The sequence below is a fragment of the Lachnoclostridium sp. An196 genome (assembly GCF_002160135.1).
GTDB lineage: Bacteria > Bacillota > Clostridia > Lachnospirales > Lachnospiraceae > Hominiventricola > Hominiventricola avistercoris.
In genome coordinates this window covers 62,126-84,423 of record NZ_NFJZ01000001.1, presented here as the reverse complement: position 1 = coordinate 84,423, position 22,298 = coordinate 62,126, and the positions used below count along the sequence as shown (strand labels likewise).

21 protein-coding genes are annotated in these 22,298 nt (G+C 49.2%); 1 reads left to right on the top strand and 20 read right to left on the bottom strand.

The window, feature by feature from the left end; all coding sequences use genetic code 11:
• Nucleotides 1–70 precede the first annotated feature (70 nt).
• Nucleotides 71–271: a cold-shock protein gene (locus B5F29_RS00360; RefSeq protein WP_087152698.1), complete on the top strand. Its 201-nt coding sequence runs from the start codon at nucleotides 71–73 to the stop codon at nucleotides 269–271.
• 142 nt (nucleotides 272–413) lie between these two features.
• Here B5F29_RS00360 and B5F29_RS00355 read toward each other — a convergent pair whose 3' ends face one another.
• The 20 genes from B5F29_RS00355 to B5F29_RS00260 all read right to left on the bottom strand — a co-directional run bounded on the left by B5F29_RS00355 (nucleotide 414) and on the right by B5F29_RS00260 (nucleotide 22,245).
• A complete protein-coding gene (locus B5F29_RS00355; RefSeq protein ID WP_087152697.1) occupies nucleotides 414–1,703 on the bottom strand; it encodes a sensor histidine kinase in 1,290 nt (429 codons plus the stop codon).
• Nucleotides 1,693–2,406, bottom strand: coding sequence for a response regulator transcription factor (locus B5F29_RS00350; RefSeq protein WP_087152696.1), 714 nt, complete (start codon nucleotides 2,404–2,406; stop codon nucleotides 1,693–1,695). The genes B5F29_RS00355 and B5F29_RS00350 overlap by 11 nt, the downstream gene beginning before the upstream one ends.
• Before the next feature lie 65 nt (nucleotides 2,407–2,471).
• Nucleotides 2,472–3,764, bottom strand: coding sequence for an ABC transporter permease (locus B5F29_RS00345; protein ID WP_087152695.1), 1,293 nt, complete (start codon nucleotides 3,762–3,764; stop codon nucleotides 2,472–2,474).
• On the bottom strand, nucleotides 3,758–4,465 hold the full coding sequence (locus B5F29_RS00340; protein ID WP_330397500.1) for an ABC transporter ATP-binding protein: 708 nt from the start codon (nucleotides 4,463–4,465) through the stop codon (nucleotides 3,758–3,760). Before B5F29_RS00340 ends, B5F29_RS00345 begins: the two co-directional genes overlap by 7 nt.
• Nucleotides 4,462–5,919, bottom strand: a complete 1,458-nt coding sequence (locus B5F29_RS00335; protein WP_087152694.1) for an efflux RND transporter periplasmic adaptor subunit — start codon at nucleotides 5,917–5,919, stop codon at nucleotides 4,462–4,464. Before B5F29_RS00335 ends, B5F29_RS00340 begins: the two co-directional genes overlap by 4 nt.
• Nucleotides 5,920–6,084: 165 nt before the next feature.
• Nucleotides 6,085–7,215, bottom strand: coding sequence for an N-acetylmuramoyl-L-alanine amidase (locus tag B5F29_RS00330; RefSeq protein ID WP_242955535.1), 1,131 nt, complete (start codon nucleotides 7,213–7,215; stop codon nucleotides 6,085–6,087).
• Between the two features lie 5 nt (nucleotides 7,216–7,220).
• Nucleotides 7,221–7,640 (bottom strand): DUF3783 domain-containing protein, encoded by a 420-nt coding sequence (locus B5F29_RS00325; protein WP_087152693.1) that lies wholly within the window; start codon nucleotides 7,638–7,640, stop codon nucleotides 7,221–7,223.
• A 412-nt stretch (nucleotides 7,641–8,052) separates the two neighbouring features.
• On the bottom strand, nucleotides 8,053–9,483 hold the full coding sequence (gene gatB / locus B5F29_RS00320; protein WP_087152692.1) for an Asp-tRNA(Asn)/Glu-tRNA(Gln) amidotransferase subunit GatB: 1,431 nt from the start codon (nucleotides 9,481–9,483) through the stop codon (nucleotides 8,053–8,055).
• A gap of 15 nt (nucleotides 9,484–9,498) precedes the next feature.
• Entirely contained in the window at nucleotides 9,499–10,968 is a 1,470-nt protein-coding gene (gene gatA / locus B5F29_RS00315; RefSeq protein WP_087152691.1) for an Asp-tRNA(Asn)/Glu-tRNA(Gln) amidotransferase subunit GatA, read from the bottom strand.
• Between the two features lie 13 nt (nucleotides 10,969–10,981).
• Complete coding sequence (gatC, locus tag B5F29_RS00310) at nucleotides 10,982–11,275, bottom strand: Asp-tRNA(Asn)/Glu-tRNA(Gln) amidotransferase subunit GatC (protein WP_087152690.1); 294 nt, start codon at nucleotides 11,273–11,275, stop codon at nucleotides 10,982–10,984.
• Nucleotides 11,276–11,340: 65 nt separating this feature from the next.
• Nucleotides 11,341–12,672, bottom strand: coding sequence for an aspartate--tRNA(Asn) ligase (gene aspS / locus B5F29_RS00305; RefSeq protein ID WP_087152689.1), 1,332 nt, complete (start codon nucleotides 12,670–12,672; stop codon nucleotides 11,341–11,343).
• A 64-nt stretch (nucleotides 12,673–12,736) separates the two neighbouring features.
• Nucleotides 12,737–12,934, bottom strand: coding sequence for a hypothetical protein (locus B5F29_RS00300; protein WP_087152688.1), 198 nt, complete (start codon nucleotides 12,932–12,934; stop codon nucleotides 12,737–12,739).
• Nucleotides 12,935–13,054: 120 nt separating this feature from the next.
• Nucleotides 13,055–13,450, bottom strand: a complete 396-nt coding sequence (tagD, locus tag B5F29_RS00295) for a glycerol-3-phosphate cytidylyltransferase (RefSeq protein ID WP_087152687.1) — start codon at nucleotides 13,448–13,450, stop codon at nucleotides 13,055–13,057.
• A gap of 15 nt (nucleotides 13,451–13,465) precedes the next feature.
• Nucleotides 13,466–15,517, bottom strand: a complete 2,052-nt coding sequence (locus tag B5F29_RS00290; protein ID WP_087152686.1) for a glycosyltransferase family 39 protein — start codon at nucleotides 15,515–15,517, stop codon at nucleotides 13,466–13,468.
• 10 nt (nucleotides 15,518–15,527) lie between these two features.
• On the bottom strand, nucleotides 15,528–16,379 hold the full coding sequence (gene dapF / locus B5F29_RS00285; protein WP_087152685.1) for a diaminopimelate epimerase: 852 nt from the start codon (nucleotides 16,377–16,379) through the stop codon (nucleotides 15,528–15,530).
• Nucleotides 16,380–16,458: 79 nt separating this feature from the next.
• The gene (locus B5F29_RS00280; protein WP_087152684.1) at nucleotides 16,459–17,007 is read right to left on the bottom strand and encodes an ANTAR domain-containing response regulator; all 549 of its coding nucleotides are present in this window, start codon (nucleotides 17,005–17,007) and stop codon (nucleotides 16,459–16,461) included.
• 42 nt (nucleotides 17,008–17,049) lie between these two features.
• Nucleotides 17,050–18,381, bottom strand: coding sequence for a type I glutamate--ammonia ligase (gene glnA, locus B5F29_RS00275; RefSeq protein ID WP_087152683.1), 1,332 nt, complete (start codon nucleotides 18,379–18,381; stop codon nucleotides 17,050–17,052).
• A gap of 364 nt (nucleotides 18,382–18,745) precedes the next feature.
• Nucleotides 18,746–20,383, bottom strand: coding sequence for a DUF6020 family protein (locus tag B5F29_RS00270; RefSeq protein ID WP_087152682.1), 1,638 nt, complete (start codon nucleotides 20,381–20,383; stop codon nucleotides 18,746–18,748).
• Nucleotides 20,355–21,320, bottom strand: coding sequence for a glycosyltransferase family 2 protein (locus B5F29_RS00265; protein ID WP_087152681.1), 966 nt, complete (start codon nucleotides 21,318–21,320; stop codon nucleotides 20,355–20,357). Before B5F29_RS00265 ends, B5F29_RS00270 begins: the two co-directional genes overlap by 29 nt.
• Before the next feature lie 64 nt (nucleotides 21,321–21,384).
• Nucleotides 21,385–22,245 carry a YitT family protein gene (locus B5F29_RS00260; RefSeq protein ID WP_087152680.1) on the bottom strand — a complete coding sequence of 287 codons (861 nt, stop codon included), beginning with the start codon at nucleotides 22,243–22,245 and terminating at the stop codon, nucleotides 21,385–21,387.
• Nucleotides 22,246–22,298 lie beyond the last annotated feature (53 nt).

The following is a 22,298-nucleotide window of genomic DNA, read 5'->3' as shown; positions in this document are numbered from 1 at the left end:
CACTCCCGGTAAACTATGGTAGTCTTAGGATGTGCCAAAAAGCACGTATTTATTTTAAGGAGGTACCACAATGAACAGAGGTACAGTTAAGTGGTTCAACAACCAGAAAGGCTACGGTTTTATCTCCGATGAGAACGGCAACGATGTATTCGTTCACTATACCGGGCTGAATATGGAGGGCTTCAAATCTCTTGAGGAAGGCCAGGCCGTTGAATACGAAGTAGTAAACGGAGCCAAAGGACCGCAGGCCACCAACGTGACCAAACTTTAATCTGATTCGGACATTTCAACAAATTCTTACGTAAAAATAAATTAAGCATGAAAGCTTCATATGTTTTTTATCTTGAGAATTATGCAAGAATGCGAAAATGGAAGGGAAGCGGGAGACTGGAAAGTCTCCTGTTTTTCTTTTCTCATTTTCTGAATAATAATTCCATCTGAAATTTCTCTCCTTCCCCGTCCACCATACAACGCCCTCCCATCTTTTCCATCATACGCCGGATATTTCGAAGCCCTATGCCGCTGCTGTCTGCCTCTTCCGTCATTTCTCTGCGTTGATTCATGATCTGAAATCCTGCAGAATCAGCATCCTCAACCGTACGGATCACCACCAAAGACTCCGGCTCCGCGTACTTCTCCAGATTTGAAACCAGATTGTCCAATATACGGATCAGATACTCTTCACAGACCCAGATCGGATGCTCTGACCATTCCATCTTCACGGCTGTTCGGAATCCTTTTTGACTCAGATAAGATTCCATTTCAGAAAACAGATCATAAAAAGCCTCCTGTTCCGGAATATAATCCATCCGGAATTGTTCTTCCCGCTCTCCGGACAACGCATATTCTAAAATTCGATCAGACATCTGTTTCATCTGATGCGCCTTTTTACTAATCTTTTTTATATATGACCACATTTGTTCTTCACTTTGAAACCTCCGTTTATCCAACATTTCCGTATAAATCAGCAATGAAGTAAGCGGCGTCCTCAAATCATGCGACATTCCTGTAATCATGCCTCGATAAGCTTCCGTCAGTTCCGCCTCACGCCGGTTCTGTTCCCGGAATGCTTTGCGCATATCGTCCAGTTCTTTCGCCAAAGTTGCCAGTTCATCTTTTCCCTGTACTGTTATCGGATGATCCAGTTCTCCTGTCTCCAAGACGCGTATTTCCGTGTTCAGCAACCCGATATACCGGATCGTCCTGCGAATCCCCGCCATAACCGTCAGAAGAAATATGCCAAAAGAAGCCAGCAGCGCAGCCACCAGTACGCCCACGTAAAGCCGGTATCCATAGCTTCCGTAAACCATCAGTTCCGCTTCTCCATCCGCGAACACCAATGTTCTGCCGCCCTCCGGCATTTCCCACCCTTCTGCTGCCGCCGGCAGGCCTTCCGGATAATAAGAATCATACAGAAGAATCCCTTCTTTGAAAATCTGAATTTCTGCTTCCCAGTGCCTATCGGACCACCAGTTCAGTTTTTCTGTATCCGAAACCGACAGATTTTCTGTTTTTATATAGTCCTGCAGCCTGACGGCAAATTTCTCATCCATAAGTTTGACATAGTTATCATTTTCCACACACGCCCTTACCGCACGAATGCCCGCGGCATACAGCAGCTGAAAACTTGTGAATGCCAGTATCGCGGCCAACAGCAGCAGCTTTACAAGACGAAATCCAAGCGAATGTATTTTATTTTCCATGTCCCTCAAAGCGGTATCCCTTTCCCCATACGGTTTTTATCAGTTCCGGATTTTGAGGATCTTTCTCAATTTTAACCCGGAGCCTGCGAATATGCACCATCACCGTACTATTGCAACTGTAAAAATACGGTTCTTGCCAGACGCTTTCATACAGATTCTGAGCGGAAAAAATCTTGCCGGGATATTTCATCATCAGCAGAAGTATCTGGTACTCGATCTCAGACAGTTCTACCTGCCGTCCCCGGACGATTACTTCATGAAATTCTTCTTCGATTTGTATTCCCGCCAGTTCCAGCTTCCGTGCATCTGCCCGTTCCAGTCCTTCCTTTCCATGATATATCCGGTAACGGCGCAGCAACGCTTTCACTCTTCCAAGAAGTTCTGCATAGGAAAACGGTTTTGAAAGATAATCATCTCCTCCTACCATCAAACCGATTAGGCGGTCGGACTCCTGCGCTTTTGCCGTCAGAAACAAGATAGGCACAAATGACGTCTTCCGTATCTCTTCACAGATTCTCAGGCCTGATTTTCCAGGAAGCATTACATCCAGTATGACAAGGTCCGTATCCTGATCCAGAAGCTTCAGTCCATCTCTCCCATTCCCTGCTTCTGCAACTCTGTAATCTTCACTTTCCAGCAGAATACGGATTCCCTCCCGGATATCCTCATCATCTTCTATCAGCAATATCTTTGGACGTTCCATCTCATTTTCTATCCTCCGCTGTTTTTTACAGTGTAAAATGACAACCAGTAAAAAGCAATCTTTTTTTATTCGTACCGAAGCGCTTCTATCGGGTCCATTTTGGCGGCGCGGTTCGCCGGATAGTATCCGAAGAAGATACCTATTAATGCAGAAAAACCTACAGATGCCGCGATTCCATATAGCGACGGACTGATCTGATATCCCATAGCCCTTGTGGCCGCAAAAGCGACTCCAATTCCCAGCAGGACGCCAAGCACGCCTCCGATCATACACAGGACAACCGACTCCATGATAAACTGAATCCGGATTGAGTTATTGTCTGCTCCCAGCGCTTTTCTCGTTCCGATCTCTCTGGTCCTCTCTGTAATCGATACCAGCATAATGTTCATGACGCCGATCCCTCCTACCAACAGAGAGATTCCTCCTATCGCGGCTATCACAAGAGAGATTCCCGAAACCATCCGAGTCACGCTTTTTACCATGGCTTCCATATTCATGGCAGAGATCTGAAAGCTTTCATTATTCCGGTAATATTGCTCATTCATATGCCTCTGAAGTTCTTTTGATACTTCCTCCACGTTTACTCCCGGAGCAGCCAGCGCCGTAAACCGAGTATATCCCGATGTATTATGCTTCTGTTCCCTTGCAGCCTTCAGCGGCAAATAAAGAACGGATCTCATATCATCCTCGGACGAAACTGTAAAATCCATAGCCGATTCTTCATATTGGTAGACTCCTACAATTGTATATTTCACGTATTGTTTATCCATCAGCACTTCTACCGTATTCCCCACGGCATCTGCAAGATGGTCCCCAAAAATTTTACGTACCATCTTTTCCGATGCCAGGACAACATTTCTGCCCTCTTCCTGATCTCTTTCAGTCAGTGTCCTTCCGGCCAGAAGCGTCAGCCTTTCATTCTCCAGACCGTCATAATTATATCCTGTTATTTCCACATACGCTCGTTTCTCCGCCGTCTGTATCTTTCCTTCTCCCACCTGCTCCGTCAAAGATATTCCCATGATCTCACGCGCAAATCGTTCTTTTATTTCATCCAGCATTTCCTGGGTAATCAAATCTGTTTCCGACGGCTTTTCCACCCGCGGTCCGTCCAGATAGGTCAACCCTTCCGAGCTTATTTTCTGACCTGTATTCTTTTTCTGTATACCTGCCACAATCTGATTTGCCCCCAGGGAATCCATCGATTGACGCACTGACATTCCAATCGAATTACCCAGTGTCATTATCGCGATCACCGACGCAATCCCGATCACAATTCCAATCATGGTTAAAAAGGATCTCATCTTATTGGCTATCAACCCGTTCAACGCAAGCTTCGTGTTTTCCCATATCAACATGCTTTTCCTCTTCTCTCTCCCACAATAACGCCGTCCTTCAATGTCACTATCCGCTCCGTCTCTTCCGCCAGTTCCTGAGAGTGAGTGATCAGTACAATCGTCTTTCCCTGCTCTTTGTGAAGGCGCCGGAAAATATCCATAATCATTCTCCCGGTCACTGAATCCAAGGCGCCGGTGGGTTCATCTGCCAGGATCACCGCCGGGTCATTCGCCATTGCTCTGGCGATCGCTACTCTCTGTTTCTGGCCTCCCGAGAGTTCATCCGGACGATGTCCTATCCGCTCTCCCATTCCCACCATATTCAGAAGTTCCTTCGCCCGGCGGTTTCTGGTCTTTCCATCCAGGCCAAAATAGAGCATGGGAAGTTCTACATTTTTCAGCGCGCTTGTACGGCTGATCAAATTGTAGGTCTGGAAAATAAATCCGATTTTTTTATTTCTGATTGCCGATAACTCTTTATCTTTCAGTTTTTCTGTCTCCATACCATCCAGAAGATATTTTCCTTCTGTCGGACGGTCCAGCATCCCTATAATATTCATCATTGTAGATTTTCCGGAACCTGACGCCCCGACAATTGAGACAAACTCTCCCTCCTGGATCTCTAAATCAATGCCATGAAGGATTTCCAGTTCATTTGGCTTCCCTATATAATAACGTTTTCTGACATCCGTAAATCTGATCATGGTCTTTCTCCGCATCATAATTCCTCCTCATAAAAACTGTCCCCAAAATTAAAATCTTCCTGTTCTTCTTCCGACGGCATATCGTCTTTCAATTCCGTCATATAATACACCATCGTATTTTCGTCCACGCCGTCTCCTGAAATCTCCACATAATAACCGCTTTTCTTCCCTTCTGTCACCGGAATCTTTGTTTTTTCTCCATTATCGTCCGCATAAATCACTGTATTTCCGTCCTCGTCCGTCGTCACGCAATCATAAGGAACCGTCAACACATCATAGACCGCCTCCCGAATAATACTTGCTTTCGCGGTCATTCCGGCCCTCAAACGATCCTGCTCCCCTTCCAGGGCAATCCGGACTTTGTAAGAAGCGTTTCCTTCCTCTGCTTTTTCCGCGGTAGGAGACACATAGGAAACTTCCGCCGGAATTTCTTCGCTTCCTGCGGCCTCCACCAAAACGGCTGCCTTCATTTCTCGGGAAATATTTGCCACCTCATATTCGCTGACTGCTGCCGATATCACAAAGTGGTCCTTATCCGCCACAGTAAAAAGAAGATTTGATTCCCCCATATAAGTATCTCCTTCCGCTACTTTCATTGCAGTAATCACTCCAGAGACAGGTGCGGCAACCATACAGCTGTCAATCTGATTTTTATAATCTTCTATTTGTTCCTGGCTGCTGTCATTGGAATATGCGTGTTCTTTTTTCGCCTGTTCCAGCTGGTCTGCCGCTGTCTTTATACTTCGGGCATTTTTTTCTTCCGCGCGCTTTAAAGCTTCAGATGCCGTTTGATAAGTCTCCTGCGCTCTTTTTTCTTCTTCCTCCAACGCCATGTACTCTTGATGCGCTTCTGTATAAGAAGCTTTTGCTTCCTGAAGTGCTGTTTCCATATCCGTTTTTTCTTCTTCACCAGCCTGCTTTAATGCTTTTTCCGCTTCTGCGACTCTCGCTTCCCGACGTTTCAGTGTTTCCGCCGCTTTGCTCAGTTTTCCGCCGCTTTCCTGAAGAGCCTCTTTTGCCGCGGTTTCCTGTTTTACTGCCTGATTATATTCTTCCGTGCCGTCTGACACCACATCCCGATAACCTTCTTCTGCGGTTTCAATCAGTTTGTTTTCTTTATACTCACTAAGTTTCTGATTATTTTCCTCCTGCTGAAGCCTGCGTTTCAGATCCGAGGAGTCTAAAACCACGACCACATCTCCTTTTTCCACGAAATCACCCTCCTGATACCGGACTTCCAGTACTTTTACATTTTTTGCTGTCGCTGATACATCTCTGGAATCAGCGCTTTCAACGGTTCCCGTGACGCCTATGGAATCGATCAGATTCTGCCGTGTCACCTGCACCGTTCTGACTGTTCCGGAATCTTCCTTTCTTTTTTTATCCTCTGTCTGTTTTCTGTATATCCCTGCCAGGAGAAAAGATACGCAAACCAGAGACATGGTTCCCGCTAATATCCATCTCTTCTTCATTCTGATTTTCCTCACTCTGTTTTCAAATGATCAAAAGCGCTTTTGTTAATATCAGCATAATTGACAGTTCTTAACAGATCCTGAACACTTTCTTAATAATAAAATCGGACGGCATTTCTGCCGCCCGATTCCTTGATCGCTCTTCTGCAACTATATCCGCTCTTTTTATTGTATAAACTCATCAATTCCATTCGCGATACCCTCAGCCATCAGATACTGGTAATCTTCCGAAGCCATATTCTGATCCTCCGTCGGGTTTGTCATATATCCCATCTCAATGATAGTCGCAGGAACTGACGCCCAGTTAATCCCGCTCATGGAATCCGTTTCCCATACATACTGCTTACTGGCTCCGGTACTGGCCACAAAACAGTCCAGCACCGCATCCGCAAGAGCTCTGCTCTCTTCATATAACGCTCCGTTATACGGATTGGAAGGAGTCTGGCAGATCGTCATGGCTCCATGTACGCTGCTGTCCTCCGAACCGTTTGCGTGAATCCGGATGAACGCATCCGCCCCCGCTTCATTCGCCACGGCCGCTCTTTCGCTGTTGCTGATATCCACATCATGGGATGTACGCACCATGATTACCTCGTATCCCCGCTCGAGAAGAATCTCTTCCAATTTCTGCGCCACCTGAAGATTCAATTCATATTCTTTCAGCCCGGTCGTCGTCCCGGTGGTTCCTCCGGTCACTTTTGCCTTCGTCTCTGAGGCTCCCGGTCCTACCGGTTCCTGCTCGGAGTTTCCCTGACTCTGATGCCCCGCATCGATGACGACCAGATAACCGTTGCTGTCGGCATTTTCCGCCTTTATCCGAAGGTATTCACTTGCCACATAATACACATTTCCATCGATCAGGATCTGGCTCCATTCCCCGTCATCGCTGATTCTTTCCGCCGTCTGACGCACACCCAGTTTGCCGAAAATTTCCGCATCTGTGCTCGGCGCGGTACGGATGTTCACCCGGTCCGTGGCATAAACGGTTTCTGTTTCCAGGCTGGCAGGATCCGGTGTTTCCTGCTGTACCGGTTCTTCTGCTGCGGACTCTGAAGTCTCCTGCACAATCTCTTCTGAGGCTGCGTCCGCGGTCTCCTGCCCAGTCTTTTCCGGGGCTGTGTCCGCGGTCTCCTGTGCAGTCTCTTCTGGGGCTGCGTCCGCGGTCTCCTGCCCAGTCTCTTCCGGGGCTATGTCCGCGGTCTCCTGTACAGTCCCCGCTGTTTCTTCTGCATTTCTCCCGCAGCCGCAAAACAGCAGCGTCAGGCAGACCAGGACAGTCATCATCCTTTTCTTCATCCTTTTCAGCCCTCCCTGTTCTGGCTCATCGCCTGCATAGCTGCCCTCTCCTGCTCCAGTTCCTCTGTCAATTCACAGACGGTCCAGAACAGATTGTGAGGCGTCGCGACGGCCTTCAGCCCGATGGGATCGATTCCCCGCCGCCGGTATTCCGCAAGGAACCGATCCAGGAGTCCGTCTTCCAGTCCGCAGAATACCAGCAGTTCCGGCATACGATATCCCTTCGGTACCTGTTTCGCCGTTTTAGGCGCCAGTTCCGGCGGAAATACTCCCGCCAGCACGCCGACGGACCTTCCTGCGTCTTCCTCTTTCAGTTTTCTGATCATGATCCCCATATCCCTGCAAAGATCCAAAACCTGTTTTTCCTTTTTTATCTCCTGTATAAAATAAAGCACCTGAGATGATGTCTTCGGCTCTGCTCTCATCTGCGATTCTCCTCCTGTCTTCGTGCTATTTGCATTTTAACACAATATTTTTGGGTATACAACAAAATGCCGCCTGCTATGGAGTCTGGTCGGTTCGGCTCTGTCTCCACAGCAGGCGGCTGAGTTTTCAGGAATTGTATATGTAAAAGCGTCCGGCATGCGGCAGCGCCGCCTGCCTTCCGCTATTGTTGTTAGTCGAGGTACGGCTCCCGCTTGCGCGCCGGCGAACAACCGCCCCCATTTTAAGATTCCCGAAGCCATCCATCTCTCTCCCGTTCTCCGGTTCGTAAATGAAAAACCCCGGTGGAATTTCTATGGTTTTACTATATCGGAAAAATGTGTACAAAATATGGGAAAATCGTTAAATAACCATAAATTCAAATAGAAAAACTTTACAATTCCTTCAGAACTTTTACAGCAGTTCTTTTAATATCTGATTCACCAGCCCCGGATTCGCTTTTCCTTTCATGGCTTTCATCGTCTGTCCGACCAGGAAGCCGATGGCTTTTTCTTTTCCATTACGATAATCCTCCACTGACTGAGGATTAGAGGCGATGACCTGTTCAATAACAGAGCGCAGTTCTCCTTCGTCGCTCACAGTCTTCAAACCATGCTCTTCCACATATTGATCCGGATCAATGTCATCCAGAAATACTTTCTCGAACACCTCTTTTGCCACCGAGCTGTTGATGGTTCCGGCATCTGCCAGCTCGATCAGTTTCGCCAGATTCTCCGGAGAGAATTTCAGATCATCTGCTTCCATATCATGTTCTTTCATCAAATGCATGGTCTCTACCATCAGCCAGTTGGATACCTTTTTGGGCTTCCCGCAGAGAGCCGTCGTCGCTTCGAACAAGTCTGCCATTTTCTTGGAAGAAGTAATAATCTGCGCGTCATAATCCGGGATATCAAATTCTTTTTTATAACGGATCAGTTTCTCTGTCCTGAGCTCCGGCTGTCTGGCTCTGATCTCTTCCAGCCATTCATCGCTGATGATCACCGGAGGCAGGTCCGGTTCCGGGAAATAACGGTAATCCTGCGCATCCTCCTTGGAACGCATGGCATGAGATGCTTCTTTGTTGTCATCCCATCTTCTGGTTTCCTGAATCACCGGCCGCCCCATCTCCAACAGTTCTATCTGACGTTCCTTTTCGCCCTCTATGGCTCTGGCGATCGCTTTGAAAGAGTTCAGGTTCTTCATCTCTGTACGGGTTCCCAGTTTCTCTGACCCAACCTCCCGCACTGACAGGTTCACATCCGCCCTCATGGAGCCTTCCTGCAGCTTGCAGTCAGATGCGCCCAGGTATTGGATGATCAGTCTCAGTTTATCCAGATATGCGATCACTTCGTCTGCATTTCTCATATCCGGTTCGGATACAATCTCGATCAGCGGAACTCCGCTTCGGTTGAAATCCACCAGTGAGCAGTCTTCCCACTCGTCATGAACCAGTTTGCCGGCGTCTTCTTCCATATGGATTTCATGGATACCGATCTTTTTCGTTCCGGACGGAGTATCGATCTCCACATATCCATTCCGGCAGATCGGCTCATAGAGCTGGGAAATCTGATAATTCTGGGGATTATCCGGATAAAAATAGTTCTTCCGGTCAAATTTACATTTTCTGGTAATCGAGCAGTTGGTGGCAAGACCTACTGCCGCCGCATATTCCACCACCTGCTTGTTCAGCACCGGCAGAGAACCCGGCATTCCCGTACAGACCGGGCATGTGTGCGTATTCGGCGCTCCGCCGAACTCCGTACTGCAGGAGCAGAAGATCTTCGTTTTGGTGGCCAGCTCCACATGGACTTCCAGGCCGATCACGGTCTCATACTGTTTGCTCATCTTCCTCTCTCCTCCCTATACCTGTTCTGCCGCCAAAGGGCAGTGTGCATATGCTCTGGTCTGTTCATAGGCGTGTGCCGCCCGAAGAATCTTTCTTTCCTGGAAACAGTCTCCGATCAGCTGCATGCCGATGGGAAGCCCTTTGCCGTCTGTGCCGCAGGGAACCGTAATGCCCGGAAGACCTGCCAGATTAACGGAAACCGTGTAAATGTCTCCCAGATACATCTTCAGCGGATCGCTTAAAGACTCTCCCAGCTTCGGAGCCGTCCCAGGCGCGGCCGGTCCCAGGATCACATCGTATTTCTCAAACGCCCGGTCAAAGGCCTGCCTGATCAGCGCTTTTGTTTTCAGCGCCTTCAGATAATACGCGTCATAATAGCCTGAACTCAGCACAAAAGAACCGAGCATGATTCTCCGCTTCACTTCTGCCCCGAAGCCCTCGCTTCTGGATTTCTTATACATATTATGAAGTCCCTCGTACTCAGGCGTACGGTATCCGTATTTTACTCCGTCAAATCTGGCCAGATTGGAGCTTGCTTCCGCCGACGCGATGACATAGTAAGCAGGAATCGCATATTCCACCAGGCTCAGGTCAAATTCTTCCAGCACGGCTCCCTTGCTTTCCAGCACCTTCGCCGCCTCCAGAATATGGCTTTTTACTTCTTCATCCAGACCGTCTCCGAAATAATCTCTCGGGATACCGATCCGAAGTCCTCTGACGCCTTCGTCCAACGCAGACAGGAAATCATAGGAATCCCTTTTCATCGAGGTGCTGTCTTTCGGATCATGAGACGCGATCGCTTCCAGCACGGCGGCACAGTCCGCGGCATCCTTCCCGACAGGCCCGATCTGATCCAGCGAAGATCCGTAAGCGATCAATCCATATCTGGATACTGTCCCGTACGTAGGTTTCAGTCCGGTTACGCCGCAGAAAGAGCTGGGCTGACGGATAGAGCCTCCCGTATCGGATCCCAGCGCAAAGGAGCATTCCTCGGCTGCCACTGCCGCACAGCTTCCTCCGGAAGATCCCCCGGGTACATGTTCAGGCGCCCAGGGGTTCCTGGTAGGACCAAAATAAGAAGTCTCGGTCGTGCTTCCCATGGCAAATTCGTCCATATTGGTCTTCCCGATCACCACAACGCCTGCCTGCTCCAGATTTTTTACCGCTTCCGCTGTGTATGTGGGCACAAAATTTTCCAGCATTCTGGAACTGCAGGTCGTCCGTACCCCTTCTGTGCACATATTATCCTTGATTGCCGCCGGGACGCCTGCCAGCGGGCCGGCAAGCTCTCCTGCATCTATCTTTTTCTGTACTTCCTCTGCTTTTTTCAGTACGCTGTCTTCCTCTACGGTCACGAAACAGTTCAGTGATCCGTCCAGCTTTTTTATCTGCCCCAGGGCTTCCTTCGCCGCTTCCACGGCGCTTACTTCTTTTGCCTGTATCTTCTTTCCAAGTTCCAGGGCCGTCAAACTCATCAGACTCATCGACATACCCCTCCTATTCTACCGTCTTCGGCACTTTGAATGCCCCGTCTTTCGCAGCCGGCGCATTGGCCAGTATCTTCTCATGCTCGTCGTCATTTTCTACCACGTCTTCCCGAAATACGTTATGGATCGGGAATATATGGGACATGGGTTCCACGCCTTCTGTATCCAGAGTATTCAGCATATCGATATAATCCAGCATCTGCTCCATATCTTTCTTCGCCTGCTCCCGTTCCTCGGCCGAGAGTTCCAGTTTCGCCAGGATTCCCACATATTCCATCGTTTCATCGGAAATCATATTTGCCATTTTTCATATTCTCCTTTTCTGCTCTTTGCCCCGGGGAGGTTCCCGCCGCGTGCTTGTTTCTGACATTAAGGCTCCAGCCTGCTCAGATCTCTCGGATACAGCGTAGTCTCTCGTACGTTATCTTCTCCCGCCAGTTTCATGGTCAGGCGTTCCAGTCCGATGCCCAGGCCTCCATGAGGCGGCATCCCATAGCGGAAAGTATCCAGATACTGTTCCAGGCCTTCTTCTGTCATTCCTCTGGCCGCGATCTTCTCCGTCAGCATCCGGTAATCATGGATACGCTGGCCTCCTGTCGTGATCTCCAGGCCGTGATACAACAGGTCAAAGCTCAGAGTATAGCGGCTGTCCTCCGGATCATCCATGGCATAAAACGGACGTTTCTTGGACGGATAATGGGTGACAAACACAAAATCCGCTCCGTATTCTTCCTGGAAGTACCTTCCGATCAGGCTCTCTTCCTCCGGCTCCAGATCGAAAGGATTGCGGATCTTGCGGTCGTATTTCTCCGCGACCAGTTCTTTCGCCCGGTCAAACCGTACTGCCGGGATCTGATCCGTCTTCGGAAGCGTAATGCCGAGAATCTTCAGTTCCTTCGCATATTCCGTCTCCAGAAGTTTCATGGTGTACTGCAGAAAACCGGTTTCCATGGCCATGATATCTTCAAAGCCGTCGATATAACCCATCTCAAAATCCAGAGAAGTATATTCGTTCAGATGACGTTTTGTATTGTGTTTCTCCGCCCGGAATACCGGCCCGGTCTCAAACACCCGGTCAAAGACTCCTACCATCATCTGTTTATAGAGCTGCGGCGACTGCTGCAGCACTGCCGGACGATGGAAATAATCCAATTTAAAGAGGTTGGAGCCTCCTTCCGCGCTCCTGGCTCCGATCTTAGGCGTATGAATCTCCGTAAATCCCTGCTCATACAGAAAATCCCGGAAGCCTCTTACGATGCCTTCCTGAAGTTTGAACTTCGCTCTCTCCCGGATATTGCGCAGCGACACAGAGCGCATATTCAGTTTTGCCTCCAGGGAAGTATTCAGTTTCCATTTGGCAACAGGCAGCGGCATAGGCGCGTCGGGAAGAGAAAGAATTTTTATTCCGGTCAGCCGGATCTCAATTCCGCCCGGAGCGCGCTCCTCTTTTTCCAGAATACCTTCCGCCTCTACAGTGGCGGCTTCTTTCAGATCTTTCAGGTCGAATCCCGCAGTCTCTTCCTCATAGACACACTGCAGAAGTCCGTCCCGTTTGCGAAGGATCATGAACGCCACCTCTCCCATATCGCGGATCGTATGGACAGCTCCGTTTACCCGGACAGTCTTTCCCACCATACTTTCCTCATACAGTTCCTGCAGTTCCAATGTGTCTGGTTTTTTTACTCCTGTCATAAACTCCATTTTCCATTCCTCCTGTTTTCTCCGGGACGGAATTTTTTATACACAAAAAACCGTCCCGGAATTTTTACATTCCGGGACGGGACAGATCATTCATCTCCCGCGGTACCACCCGCATTGAACCGCCTGCCTGCTTGTCTCCGGCGAACCAGAAGTACCAGACATATACGGTTCCACTCTTTTGCACATAACGCATGCCTGCGGACTGACCTACTCTTCTTTCAGACAGCCGGCTCCCAGGTGTTCCCTTCGCCTGCTCTTCCAAACGGCGCTCTCAGTCGGTGACGCCATATTCCTGTCGGCCTCTGCAGGCAAGAGTCCTGTTCTCTGCTTTTTCTTTGTGCTGTATCTTATCATATTCAGTTTTTAAATGCAACTTTAAAATTTACGGTTTTTTCAGATCTTGCTTAATTTGGGAGGAACTGATCTCCGGAGTTCTGGGAAGATAAATCACCTCCGCTCCTTCTTCTTCCAGAAAGTCAAATTTTCCTGCCCAGTCGTCGCCCATCACGAACGTATCTACATGGTACTCATGAATATCTGTGCGTTTCTGCTCCCAACAAGTCTCCGGAATCACCAGATCCACATAACGGATAGCCTCCAATAACATTTTCCGTTCCTCATAAGAAAAATAACAACGTTTCTGTTTTTCTTTCCAGTTAAACTCATCAGTAGACAAGGCTACGATCAGATAATCTCCCTGCGCTCTGGCTCTGCGCAGCAGATTGATATGTCCATAATGGAGTAAGTCAAAAGTTCCGTAAGTAATCACTCGTTTCATGAAAGCTATCTCCTTTTATCTTTCTTCGTAAACCGCAAACGCCAGGTCCACGTTCGGAATTTCTTCCGGTGCGTACAGCGCGCCGTCACCATACATATCCCAGGCTCCCGTACCATAATAGAGGAAATCAGTCTTTACGGCGCAGTCCGGATTAGACAGACTCACTTGTATGGTGTATGTCTGCTCCCTCTCAGGGATCACCTTCTCAAAAGCGACCGTATAGGCATCAATACAAGGCATCTGCGCGCCGGGCATCTGCGCTCTCGCCACTTCCGTCCCTGCCTCGTCCAGTATCCTGAGCTCGTAAATAGAATCATTGGCAGCGCCATCCCAGTTAGCCACCCAGAGATCTATGTGATCAAACGCCTTTCCTGTACGGAAAGTCTGGGAGAATTCTGTCTGCAGCAGCAGATCTTTGCTGGTTTCCTGATCCTGCAGGACAGAGTAGTTCCTCACCGGCGCACCGGTCCGGCTTACAACCCACACCAGCCCCGCTGCGATCATCAGAAGGCCGCATGCCGCGGCCGCCGGGGCAAGCCGCAATGCCGGAAGTTTTTCTCTTGCTTTTGTAAAACCGCCGTCCAGCTTCTCCATTCCTGCAGCCTCAAGCATCAGGAGCATCAGCATAAACGGAATACTGTATGCCTCGTCCACTTCCCAGATCAGATAAAACAGATACGCGCCGCAGACATTCAGGGCAATCACGTCCAGAAATCCCCGTTTCCCCCGAAAAGCCCTCCAGACCAGGGCCAGCAGTATAAGTCCGCACAGCAGACTGTGGTAGCTGTGCAGATAAACCGCCAGGTAGTCACTCCTGCTGCCGTTTATATATTTCTGTACCGGTGACGCTTCCCTCATAGTCTGGAACAGAGATGCATAATCATCATCCCCGTCTGAAAATGCCACCCTCAGTTTATTGCGGAACAGCGTCAGAAGACCTCCCGAACCCATCTGCTCCAGACGTTCTTTCAGTCTGTCCAGATCCGCTCTTGTACGCTCCTCTTTCGTAGAAAAAGAACCCGTATAGGCGTCATCCGCGCTGTTATACTGCCCTTCTCCCTGAGCGCTCATCATAACCCAGTGCACCGCAGGATATCCGGTCTGCGAAGGATCAAATCCGGCATAATGTCTCTCTGCCGTCTTATATGCCCCCAGCATCAGGACCGCTCCGAACAATACTGCCAGCACGCTGAACGCTTCTCTGGAACGCCGGAACGACCGGATCCGCAGGACCGCATAGATCAGCAGCGCCGCCGCTGTGATAATGACCGTCGCGCGGATCTGGTATCCGGCCGCCAGTAAAATACCCGCCAGCGCATACTGCGTATACTTTTTCCACAGAGTCTCCTGACGCCCCGCGCTGTCAAAAAGCCATATGGCCCCCATGGAAAACGCAAGCGATATTGTAGAAGTATAATACATCTCCCCCAGCAGATACCAGAGCGGATTTACCAGTATCAGCATGAGATACCGGAGAGCGGCGGATGCGGACTGATGACGGCGCAGAATACGATAGCCGCACCACATGCCAAAGTTCATAAACAGCAGATTCACCAGTTTAATATACTCCATCCAGACTTCCCGGGGGATGCGGAACAGCTCCGCCAGTCTCAGCCAGAAGTACGTAAACAGGCATATGGGTATGTTATTGGGATATTTCATAAAATACGAGCTGAAATGGGTATCCGAGATTACTCCCTGCTCCAGCAAGGATACGGCTGTGTCGAAAATTTTCAGATGATCGTATCTCAGAGAAGTCCGTACACAGATGACGGTCAGCACCTGGAGAAGGACCATCACTCCGAAAAGAACCGGTACTGCTTTTTTTTCATGCTTTTCCAGTATCGGAATCAGGCGCCGGAATAATCCAAGCAAAAGAAAGCCCAGCAGAAAAGAGGTCCCCAGCAAAAATACGGGAACCATTTTTCCATGCAGGACTTCCTGAAGCGCATCCGCTCCGTCCAATGTGTCAAGCGCTCCGTAAAAAATATATGCACTCAGCAGGATCAGGACGGTGAACAGTACGGCATATATACATTTTACGCATCCATTCCAGACTTTTATCATATCCGCTCCACTACTCCAGTCCGCCCGGGAGGATCATCTCGCCTTCAAAGACCGTAACAGCCGGCCCGGTCATATAGACGCAGCCGTCCTTTTCATCCCATTCAATCTCCAGATCTCCGCCTGCCAGGTGAACCAGTACTTTTCTCTCACAGAGTCCGTTCAGCACAGCCGCCACCGTCGCCGCGCACGCTCCGGTTCCGCAGGCAAGCGTCTCGCCGCTGCCCCTCTCCCACACGCGCATCTCCATACTGCGGCGGTCCAGAATCCGGATAAACTCTGTATTAATCCGTCTGGGAAAGCGCTCATGATTTTCAAAATACGGGCCATATTTTTCCAACGGGAATTCTTTCACCGGCGTATCAATAAAAACCACCGCATGGGGATTTCCCATGGAGACACAGGTCATCTCCCAGCGCCGTCCGCATGCTTCAACCGGCTCTCTCACCACCGGAGACTTTTCAGCTCTTACCGGGATCTTTTCAGCCTCCAGTATCGGCGCTCCCATATTCACACGCACCCGGGATACCTTTCCATCTTCCACCGCCAATTTCAGATATTTGATCCCTGCCAGCGTTTCCACGGAAATCTCGTCTTTATCCGTCAGGCCGCAGTCGTATACATATTTTGCCACGCAGCGGATCCCGTTCCCGCACATCTCTCCCCGGGAGCCATCCGCATTATACATATCCATACAGAAATCCGCCTGTTCAGACGGCCGGATCAGGATCAGCCCGTCCGCTCCGATTCCGAAATGGCGGTCGCTGACCAGACGCGAGACCTCCGATGGATTTTTCAAATCCTGACGGGTACAGTCAACGTAGACATAATCATTTCCGATCCCCTGCATTTTCGTAAATCTCATCCTGCATCCTCCTTGAGCTCAGCCATCTGTTCTTTCTCACACTATATCAAAAAAACGCCTCCCACACAAGGGACATCCCTTATATTTTTATCATGCTGATCACCATCTGCGCGGTCTCCATCAGGGAATTCCCGCTGTCCATACTGCATTTCTGGATATATCTGTGAGCTTCTTCCTCTGTCATGTGATTCCGCTCCATCAGGACCGCCTTGGCCTCCCACAGGATTTTCTGCTCTTCTTCTGATCTTTGCCTGGGTTTTCCTTTCTTTTTCTTTCTCTTCCTTGCCTGATTTGCGCACATCATTTCCAGCGTGCTCATCAAATCCTGCACCTTAAGCGGCATGGACACCCGTATAATATCCTGATCGCGGCACTCTTCGCAGACCCTCGGAGAAGCCAGCAGCAGCATATCAAAGTCCGGAGGCAGAGAATTTTTCAGATCGAAATAGTACATATCCGGAAACTTGTATCCGCTGATCACAATTCCTCCGTTTACCATATCGGCGTAATTCAGCGCCTGTGCTCCCTGCGTGCAAACTGCAGCCACATCGTATCCGTGGCGGGCAAGCAGGTTGCGGATACTTTTCCCATCCTCCGGCTTTGGAAACACAATTATTACACTGATCATACACATTTCTCCCTATGTCTTACTGCAGCTGTCAGGAGAATGTCAATATCTCAGCAGATAATTATCCAGTTCCCATTCAGATATCTGAGCGTTATAGTCCTCCCACTCCTGGAGCTTTGCCTCCACATATTTTCTGCAGACTTCTTCTCCCAGAACTTCTCTCATCAGAGGATCTTTTTCAAATTCGTGCACTGCGTCCATGAGGTTGCGGGGAAGACACTCGATCCCCATATCCTTCAGTTCCTCCATACTCAGCTGATGCATGTTCATATCCTGCCGTTTCGGAGGGTCAATTTTATTGCAGATCCCATCCAGTCCTGCCGCCAGACAGACTGCCAGCGCCAGATAGGGATTGCATGCAGGATCCGGAGAGCGAAGTTCAATCCTTACTTCTTCGCCTTTTGTGGCCGGAATACGCACCAGCGGCGTTCTGTTTTTTGCGGACCAGGCGATATATGCAGGCGCTTCATAGCCGGGCACCAGACGCTTATAAGAATTGACAATCGGATTCAGTATCAAAGTCATACCCTTAACATGTTTTAACAGGCCGCCGAGGAACCAGTATGCCTCCCGGCTCAGCCGCAACGAGTCGTTCGGGTCATAAAACGCGTTTTTTCCGTTTTTTTCCAGCGACATGTTGATATGCATGCCGGAACCGTCCTCTCCGTTCCTGGGCTTGGGCATGAACGTGGCGTGCAGTCCATGTCGCTTGGCAATTGTTTTAACCGCCAGTTTAAATGTCATAATATTGTCAGCGGTAGTCAGCGCATCATCGTATCTGAAATCAATTTCGTGCTGGGCCGGCGCATTCTCGTGATGAGACGCCTCTACCTCGAATCCCATTTCCTCCAGAGACAGCACGATATCTCTCCGGGCATTTTCTCCAAAGTCCAACGGACTCATATCAAAATAACCGGCCTGCTCATGGGTGATATTGGTAGGCAGACCATCGTCATCCAGGTGGTAAAGGAAAAATTCGCATTCCGGACCTACCTGGAATGTGTATCCCATGCCTTCTGCCTCGGAGACAATCTTTTTCAGGATATAACGCGGATCTCCCTCATAACACGATCCGTCAGGCCTGTATACATCACAGATCAGGCGCGCCACCCGTCCCTGCTGGGGTCTCCATGGGAACATTGCCAGCGTGTTGTAATCAGGGTAAAGATACAGGTCGCTTTCTTCTACATCCACAAATCCCTTGATAGAAGATCCGTCAAAAGTCACCCGATTGTCCAAAGCTTTTCTGAGGTGATTTGCCGTAATCGCCAGATTTTTCATTCCTCCAAACAGGTCTGTAAACTGCAGCCGGATAAACTCCACATCCTCTTCCTCTACCAGTTCCAGGATATCTTTCTTCGTATATCTGCTCATCTTGCTCTCCTTTTGCATGTTCAATATGAAAAAAAGGCGTCATTCTCTCCCGAAAAACGCCCTTGTTTCTGCATTCAATATAACAACTGATTTCTTCTTTGTCAAGAAAAGAGTCCTCTGCATAGTCTATAACAGAAAGGAGTTGAAACTATGAACAGTTGTATCTGGATTTTACTGCTCTTATGCTGCTGCGGTCAAAACCGCGGCTGCGGAAATTCCTGTCAGAATACCTGCTGTGATATGCCCACCGGCAGATCCTGCTCCGGTTGTGAACAGAACGCACGGACGGCGCCGCCTCCGCCGCCCCGTCCTCCGCGGCCCCCTTATGAGGACTGTGGATGTAATAACTGACTCTGTCCGGCGTTTACTGCTGCTTTTCCAACATCCAGAAGAGCAGCAGCGGCGCCGCCAGCATAATCGGATACGCGTATCTGAGAAGCGCCGCCGGCCCAAGAAGATTCGTAGCCATATAGGTCCAGAGGGGCAGCATCCATAAAAGCTTGCGGTATTCTTTTCTGTAAATTACATAAAGAGCGGCAAAAACCATCAGCCAGAAGTATCCGCCCATGGATAAAATCTCTCTGAGCACCGGAATCTGCCGGAATACCGCTTCTGTCCCCACAGCCGTAAAATAGCGGTTAAATAATTCACTGACCGGTTCCATATGCACATGAGGATAATCGGGGTTGCCTTCTTCAATATCAAAGCAGACAAACTCCAGATATTCGTTTTCAGCACCCGGATACCAGAACGCGTACGTGGTATTCAGGAAAGCATCTGCGTATATTTTCTTATTCCTTAAACCAATCTGCAGCCAGGTCTCTAAAAACTCTCCGGCATTTTCCTGAAACGCCTCTGTATGAAAATAATTTTTAATGGAATCAGACAAGTCCGGCGTATACAAAGCCAGAGTTTCTTCATCCAGTACCGGTCGGATCACATCCATCTCTTCCGGTCGGATATCTCCGCCCGCCGCATAAGTCCGTCCCAGCGTCTGCATAATCACGCTCAGCGCTTCGCGGGGATTTCCCTCTTCCGCACCGATCATCTTCAGGAACGGACCATTATATGCCTGATAGACCAGAAAGATTCCCGCCAGCAGAAGCAGGAGCTTTTTCCAGTACTTTCTTAAAAATACCAGTAAAAACGGAGCACATAAAATGATCGTATGGAATCCGTTGTTTCTGAACAACAGGAGGAGGCTGAAACAGATTCCGCCGCAAAGCAGGCGACGCCATCCGCTGAAATACTCCTCCGGACGAACACACATCCGCCACACCTGCATAATACTTAATACAAAAATACCCGCGAATAAGGTATCCTTCGTCGTATAGATCGCCATCATTCCGTGGAATGGAAAAAGGCACAAGAACAGAACTGTGCCGGCCTGCAGCCAGACCGGGGCATGTTCCCGGTTCAGAAACCGGCTGATCCAGGCAAAAATTCCCGACATTGCCAGCATCTGCAGAATTGTGTAAACAGCCGCCGCCAGATTGTCGCTTCCGCCCAAAGCCCGCACCGCAGAAAAGATTCCGCATAAGATTCCTGTGTGCAGCAACGGGTGATGGGCTGTCAGCCATCCTGAAAATGTCCACCCTATCTGATTCGGCGCGTCTGCCGCAAATAATCCCGGAAATCCGCCCAGAAAGGCAGGCAGAAAACTGATAAAATAGATTGTCCACATCAGGAAAAACCAGTATCTGCGTTTGGTCATCTCCTGCCATGCCTGTGCGATCCGTCCGCCGGTTTCTTTCCTTGTCCGCAGCCATTGTACTGCCAACAAAAGCAAAAGCACTGCCAGCGTATATGCAGGAAGACGGCAGAGAATCCTCATCCATATGGTCCGGTGCCATGGGTTTTCAGATACGGCCCAGATACTCCCATAATTTTTCAGCATATAGCCGCAACGGTCAAAGGCGGCAAATAGTATGCCGCCTCCCAGTGAAAAGATCCCCAGCCGGATCCATTTTCTTTTATCGATCGTCAGAATCCTGTCCTTCATTCTTCAAAAGCTCCTTATACTGCATCCTGGTCCGGATCAGATTCATCTCAAAATCCTGGCGGTTCCTCTGCGCGCCCGCAGACAGGATCAGTCCCGCGAACAAGGACTGGAGCGCCGCGATCAGCCCAAAACCGCAGGCAATCAGCGTCGGGAATTTAGGTACAAGTCCCGTTTCCAAATACTCTGCCAGTACGGGAATAAAAAATACGATACTTACGACCGCCAGAGCCAGGGCCAGCAGCCCGAAAAAATTCATCGGCTTATAATTGCGGTACAATTTCGCGATGCTCATCAGCACTTTTGCTCCGTCAGAATAGGTATTCAGTTTGGACTTGCTACCCTCCGGACGGTCGCGGTACTCGATCACCACATTCTCCACCTGCATATTTTTATCCGCAGCATGAATCGTCATCTCTGTCTCAATCTCAAAACCTTTGGAGAGAACCGGGAACGTTTTCACAAACTGGTAGCTGAATGCACGGTAACCGGTCATAATGTCTTTGATCTCTGTATGAAACAGGCGGTTGATCGTACTGCGCACCAGCGTATTGCCAAAATTGTGGAACGGCCGTTTATTTTCTGTAAAATACGTAGAAGAAAGCCGGTCTCCCACGACCATATCCGCCTGGTGATGAAGAACCTTGTCCGCCATCTCTCTCGCGAACTCCGCAGGATAAGTATCGTCTCCATCCGTCATCAGATACACTTCCGCATCCACCTCACGGAACATCCGGCGGATCACATTTCCCTTTCCCTGCTGGTACTCGTGGCGGACAACCGCTCCGGCTTCCCTGGCCAGCTGTGCTGTCCGGTCCGATGAATTATTATCATATACGTAGACGACCGCTTCCGGAAGTACGTTCCTGAAATCCCGGACCACCTTCGCCACCGTCTTTTCCTCATTATAACATGGGATCAATACTGCTATCTTATCCAAGTTTTTTCTCCCTCAAAATCTATAGTCGGTTCATTATAACATGTCCGCCCGCTTTTTCCAAGATTTATTCATTGGGTTTCTGATAAAAAAGACCTACCACCCGCTCCGTGCGGATAACGTTGATAAAAGAGTTGGGATCAACTTTTTTTACCGCTTTCAGCACTTCTTTCAGTTCTTCACTGGAAACCACGGAATACAGGATTTTGTGCTGCATATGTACATAAGAGCCTTCCCCCTGTATGATCGTCGCTCCATGATTCGTCAGGCTGTAAATCTGAAGATATACTTCTTTGGGGTGATCTGTCACAATAAAAAGCGTATTCTGCTGGTAGCGCTTATACAGCATGTGGAGAACCTGCGTGGAGGCAAACTGGAAAATGATGGAATAAAGCGCCTTGTCCCATCCGAACAACAGGCCTGCCGCCAGAAGGATCACCATATTCAGCCCAAGAATCAAGTTCCAGGTGTCCACACCTTTCTTCTTGGATAAATAGATGGATATCAGATCCGTTCCTCCGGTGGTGGCATTCTGATGCAGACAGATACTGATAACCGCGCCGTTGATGATGCCTCCGAAAATACAGATCAGCAAAATATCCGAGGTAATCGGAACCGAAGGCAGAATATCTGTCAGAATACTGGTCACCAGGATCGACAGACACGAATAAAGGGTAAATTTTTTCCCCAGGTACCGGTAACCGATGTAAAGCGGGCCAAAATTCAGCAGACAGGTCACCAGGGTATACGGAATCTCCCACCCGAAAAACATCTCGCACGCACGCTGAATCAGCAAAGTCAGTCCCGTCACTCCGCCCGGGTACAGTCCGCCGGTCCGCACAAAAGATTTAATGTTTACAGCTGAAATCGCCGCCGCCACAACAATAAGAATAATACGCCTTCCGTCTTCTTTCCATGTGAACTTCATATACTTCCCCTTTAGCAGTTAATACTTCTCTTTCAGTATATGGAGTTTGCAGA

What these genes read in the sequence shown, in the direction of transcription:
- B5F29_RS00335 (WP_087152694.1), bottom strand. Translation starts at nt 5,919, where the DNA reads ATGAAGAAGAGATGGATATTAGCGGGAACCATGTCTCTGGTTTGCGTA.
- B5F29_RS00260 (WP_087152680.1), bottom strand. Translation starts at nt 22,245, where the DNA reads ATGAAGTTCACATGGAAAGAAGACGGAAGGCGTATTATTCTTATTGTT.
- B5F29_RS00325 (WP_087152693.1), bottom strand. Translation starts at nt 7,640, where the DNA reads ATGAGAGCAGAGCCGAAGACATCATCTCAGGTGCTTTATTTTATACAG.
- tagD (WP_087152687.1), bottom strand. Translation starts at nt 13,450, where the DNA reads ATGAAACGAGTGATTACTTACGGAACTTTTGACTTACTCCATTATGGA.
- aspS (WP_087152689.1), bottom strand. Translation starts at nt 12,672, where the DNA reads ATGGAGTTTATGACAGGAGTAAAAAAACCAGACACATTGGAACTGCAG.
- glnA (WP_087152683.1), bottom strand. Translation starts at nt 18,381, where the DNA reads ATGAGCAGATATACGAAGAAAGATATCCTGGAACTGGTAGAGGAAGAG.
- gatB (WP_087152692.1), bottom strand. Translation starts at nt 9,483, where the DNA reads ATGAGCAAACAGTATGAGACCGTGATCGGCCTGGAAGTCCATGTGGAG.
- dapF (WP_087152685.1), bottom strand. Translation starts at nt 16,379, where the DNA reads ATGAGATTTACGAAAATGCAGGGGATCGGAAATGATTATGTCTACGTT.
- gatC (WP_087152690.1), bottom strand. Translation starts at nt 11,275, where the DNA reads ATGGCAAATATGATTTCCGATGAAACGATGGAATATGTGGGAATCCTG.
- B5F29_RS00350 (WP_087152696.1), bottom strand. Translation starts at nt 2,406, where the DNA reads ATGGAACGTCCAAAGATATTGCTGATAGAAGATGATGAGGATATCCGG.
- B5F29_RS00345 (WP_087152695.1), bottom strand. Translation starts at nt 3,764, where the DNA reads ATGTTGATATGGGAAAACACGAAGCTTGCGTTGAACGGGTTGATAGCC.
- B5F29_RS00340 (WP_330397500.1), bottom strand. Translation starts at nt 4,465, where the DNA reads ATGATGCGGAGAAAGACCATGATCAGATTTACGGATGTCAGAAAACGT.
- B5F29_RS00290 (WP_087152686.1), bottom strand. Translation starts at nt 15,517, where the DNA reads ATGATAAAAGTCTGGAATGGATGCGTAAAATGTATATATGCCGTACTG.
- B5F29_RS00355 (WP_087152697.1), bottom strand. Translation starts at nt 1,703, where the DNA reads ATGGAAAATAAAATACATTCGCTTGGATTTCGTCTTGTAAAGCTGCTG.
- gatA (WP_087152691.1), bottom strand. Translation starts at nt 10,968, where the DNA reads ATGAGTCTGATGAGTTTGACGGCCCTGGAACTTGGAAAGAAGATACAG.
- B5F29_RS00360 (WP_087152698.1), top strand. Translation starts at nt 71, where the DNA reads ATGAACAGAGGTACAGTTAAGTGGTTCAACAACCAGAAAGGCTACGGT.
- B5F29_RS00270 (WP_087152682.1), bottom strand. Translation starts at nt 20,383, where the DNA reads ATGAAGGACAGGATTCTGACGATCGATAAAAGAAAATGGATCCGGCTG.
- B5F29_RS00330 (WP_242955535.1), bottom strand. Translation starts at nt 7,215, where the DNA reads ATGAAGAAAAGGATGATGACTGTCCTGGTCTGCCTGACGCTGCTGTTT.
- B5F29_RS00280 (WP_087152684.1), bottom strand. Translation starts at nt 17,007, where the DNA reads ATGATCAGTGTAATAATTGTGTTTCCAAAGCCGGAGGATGGGAAAAGT.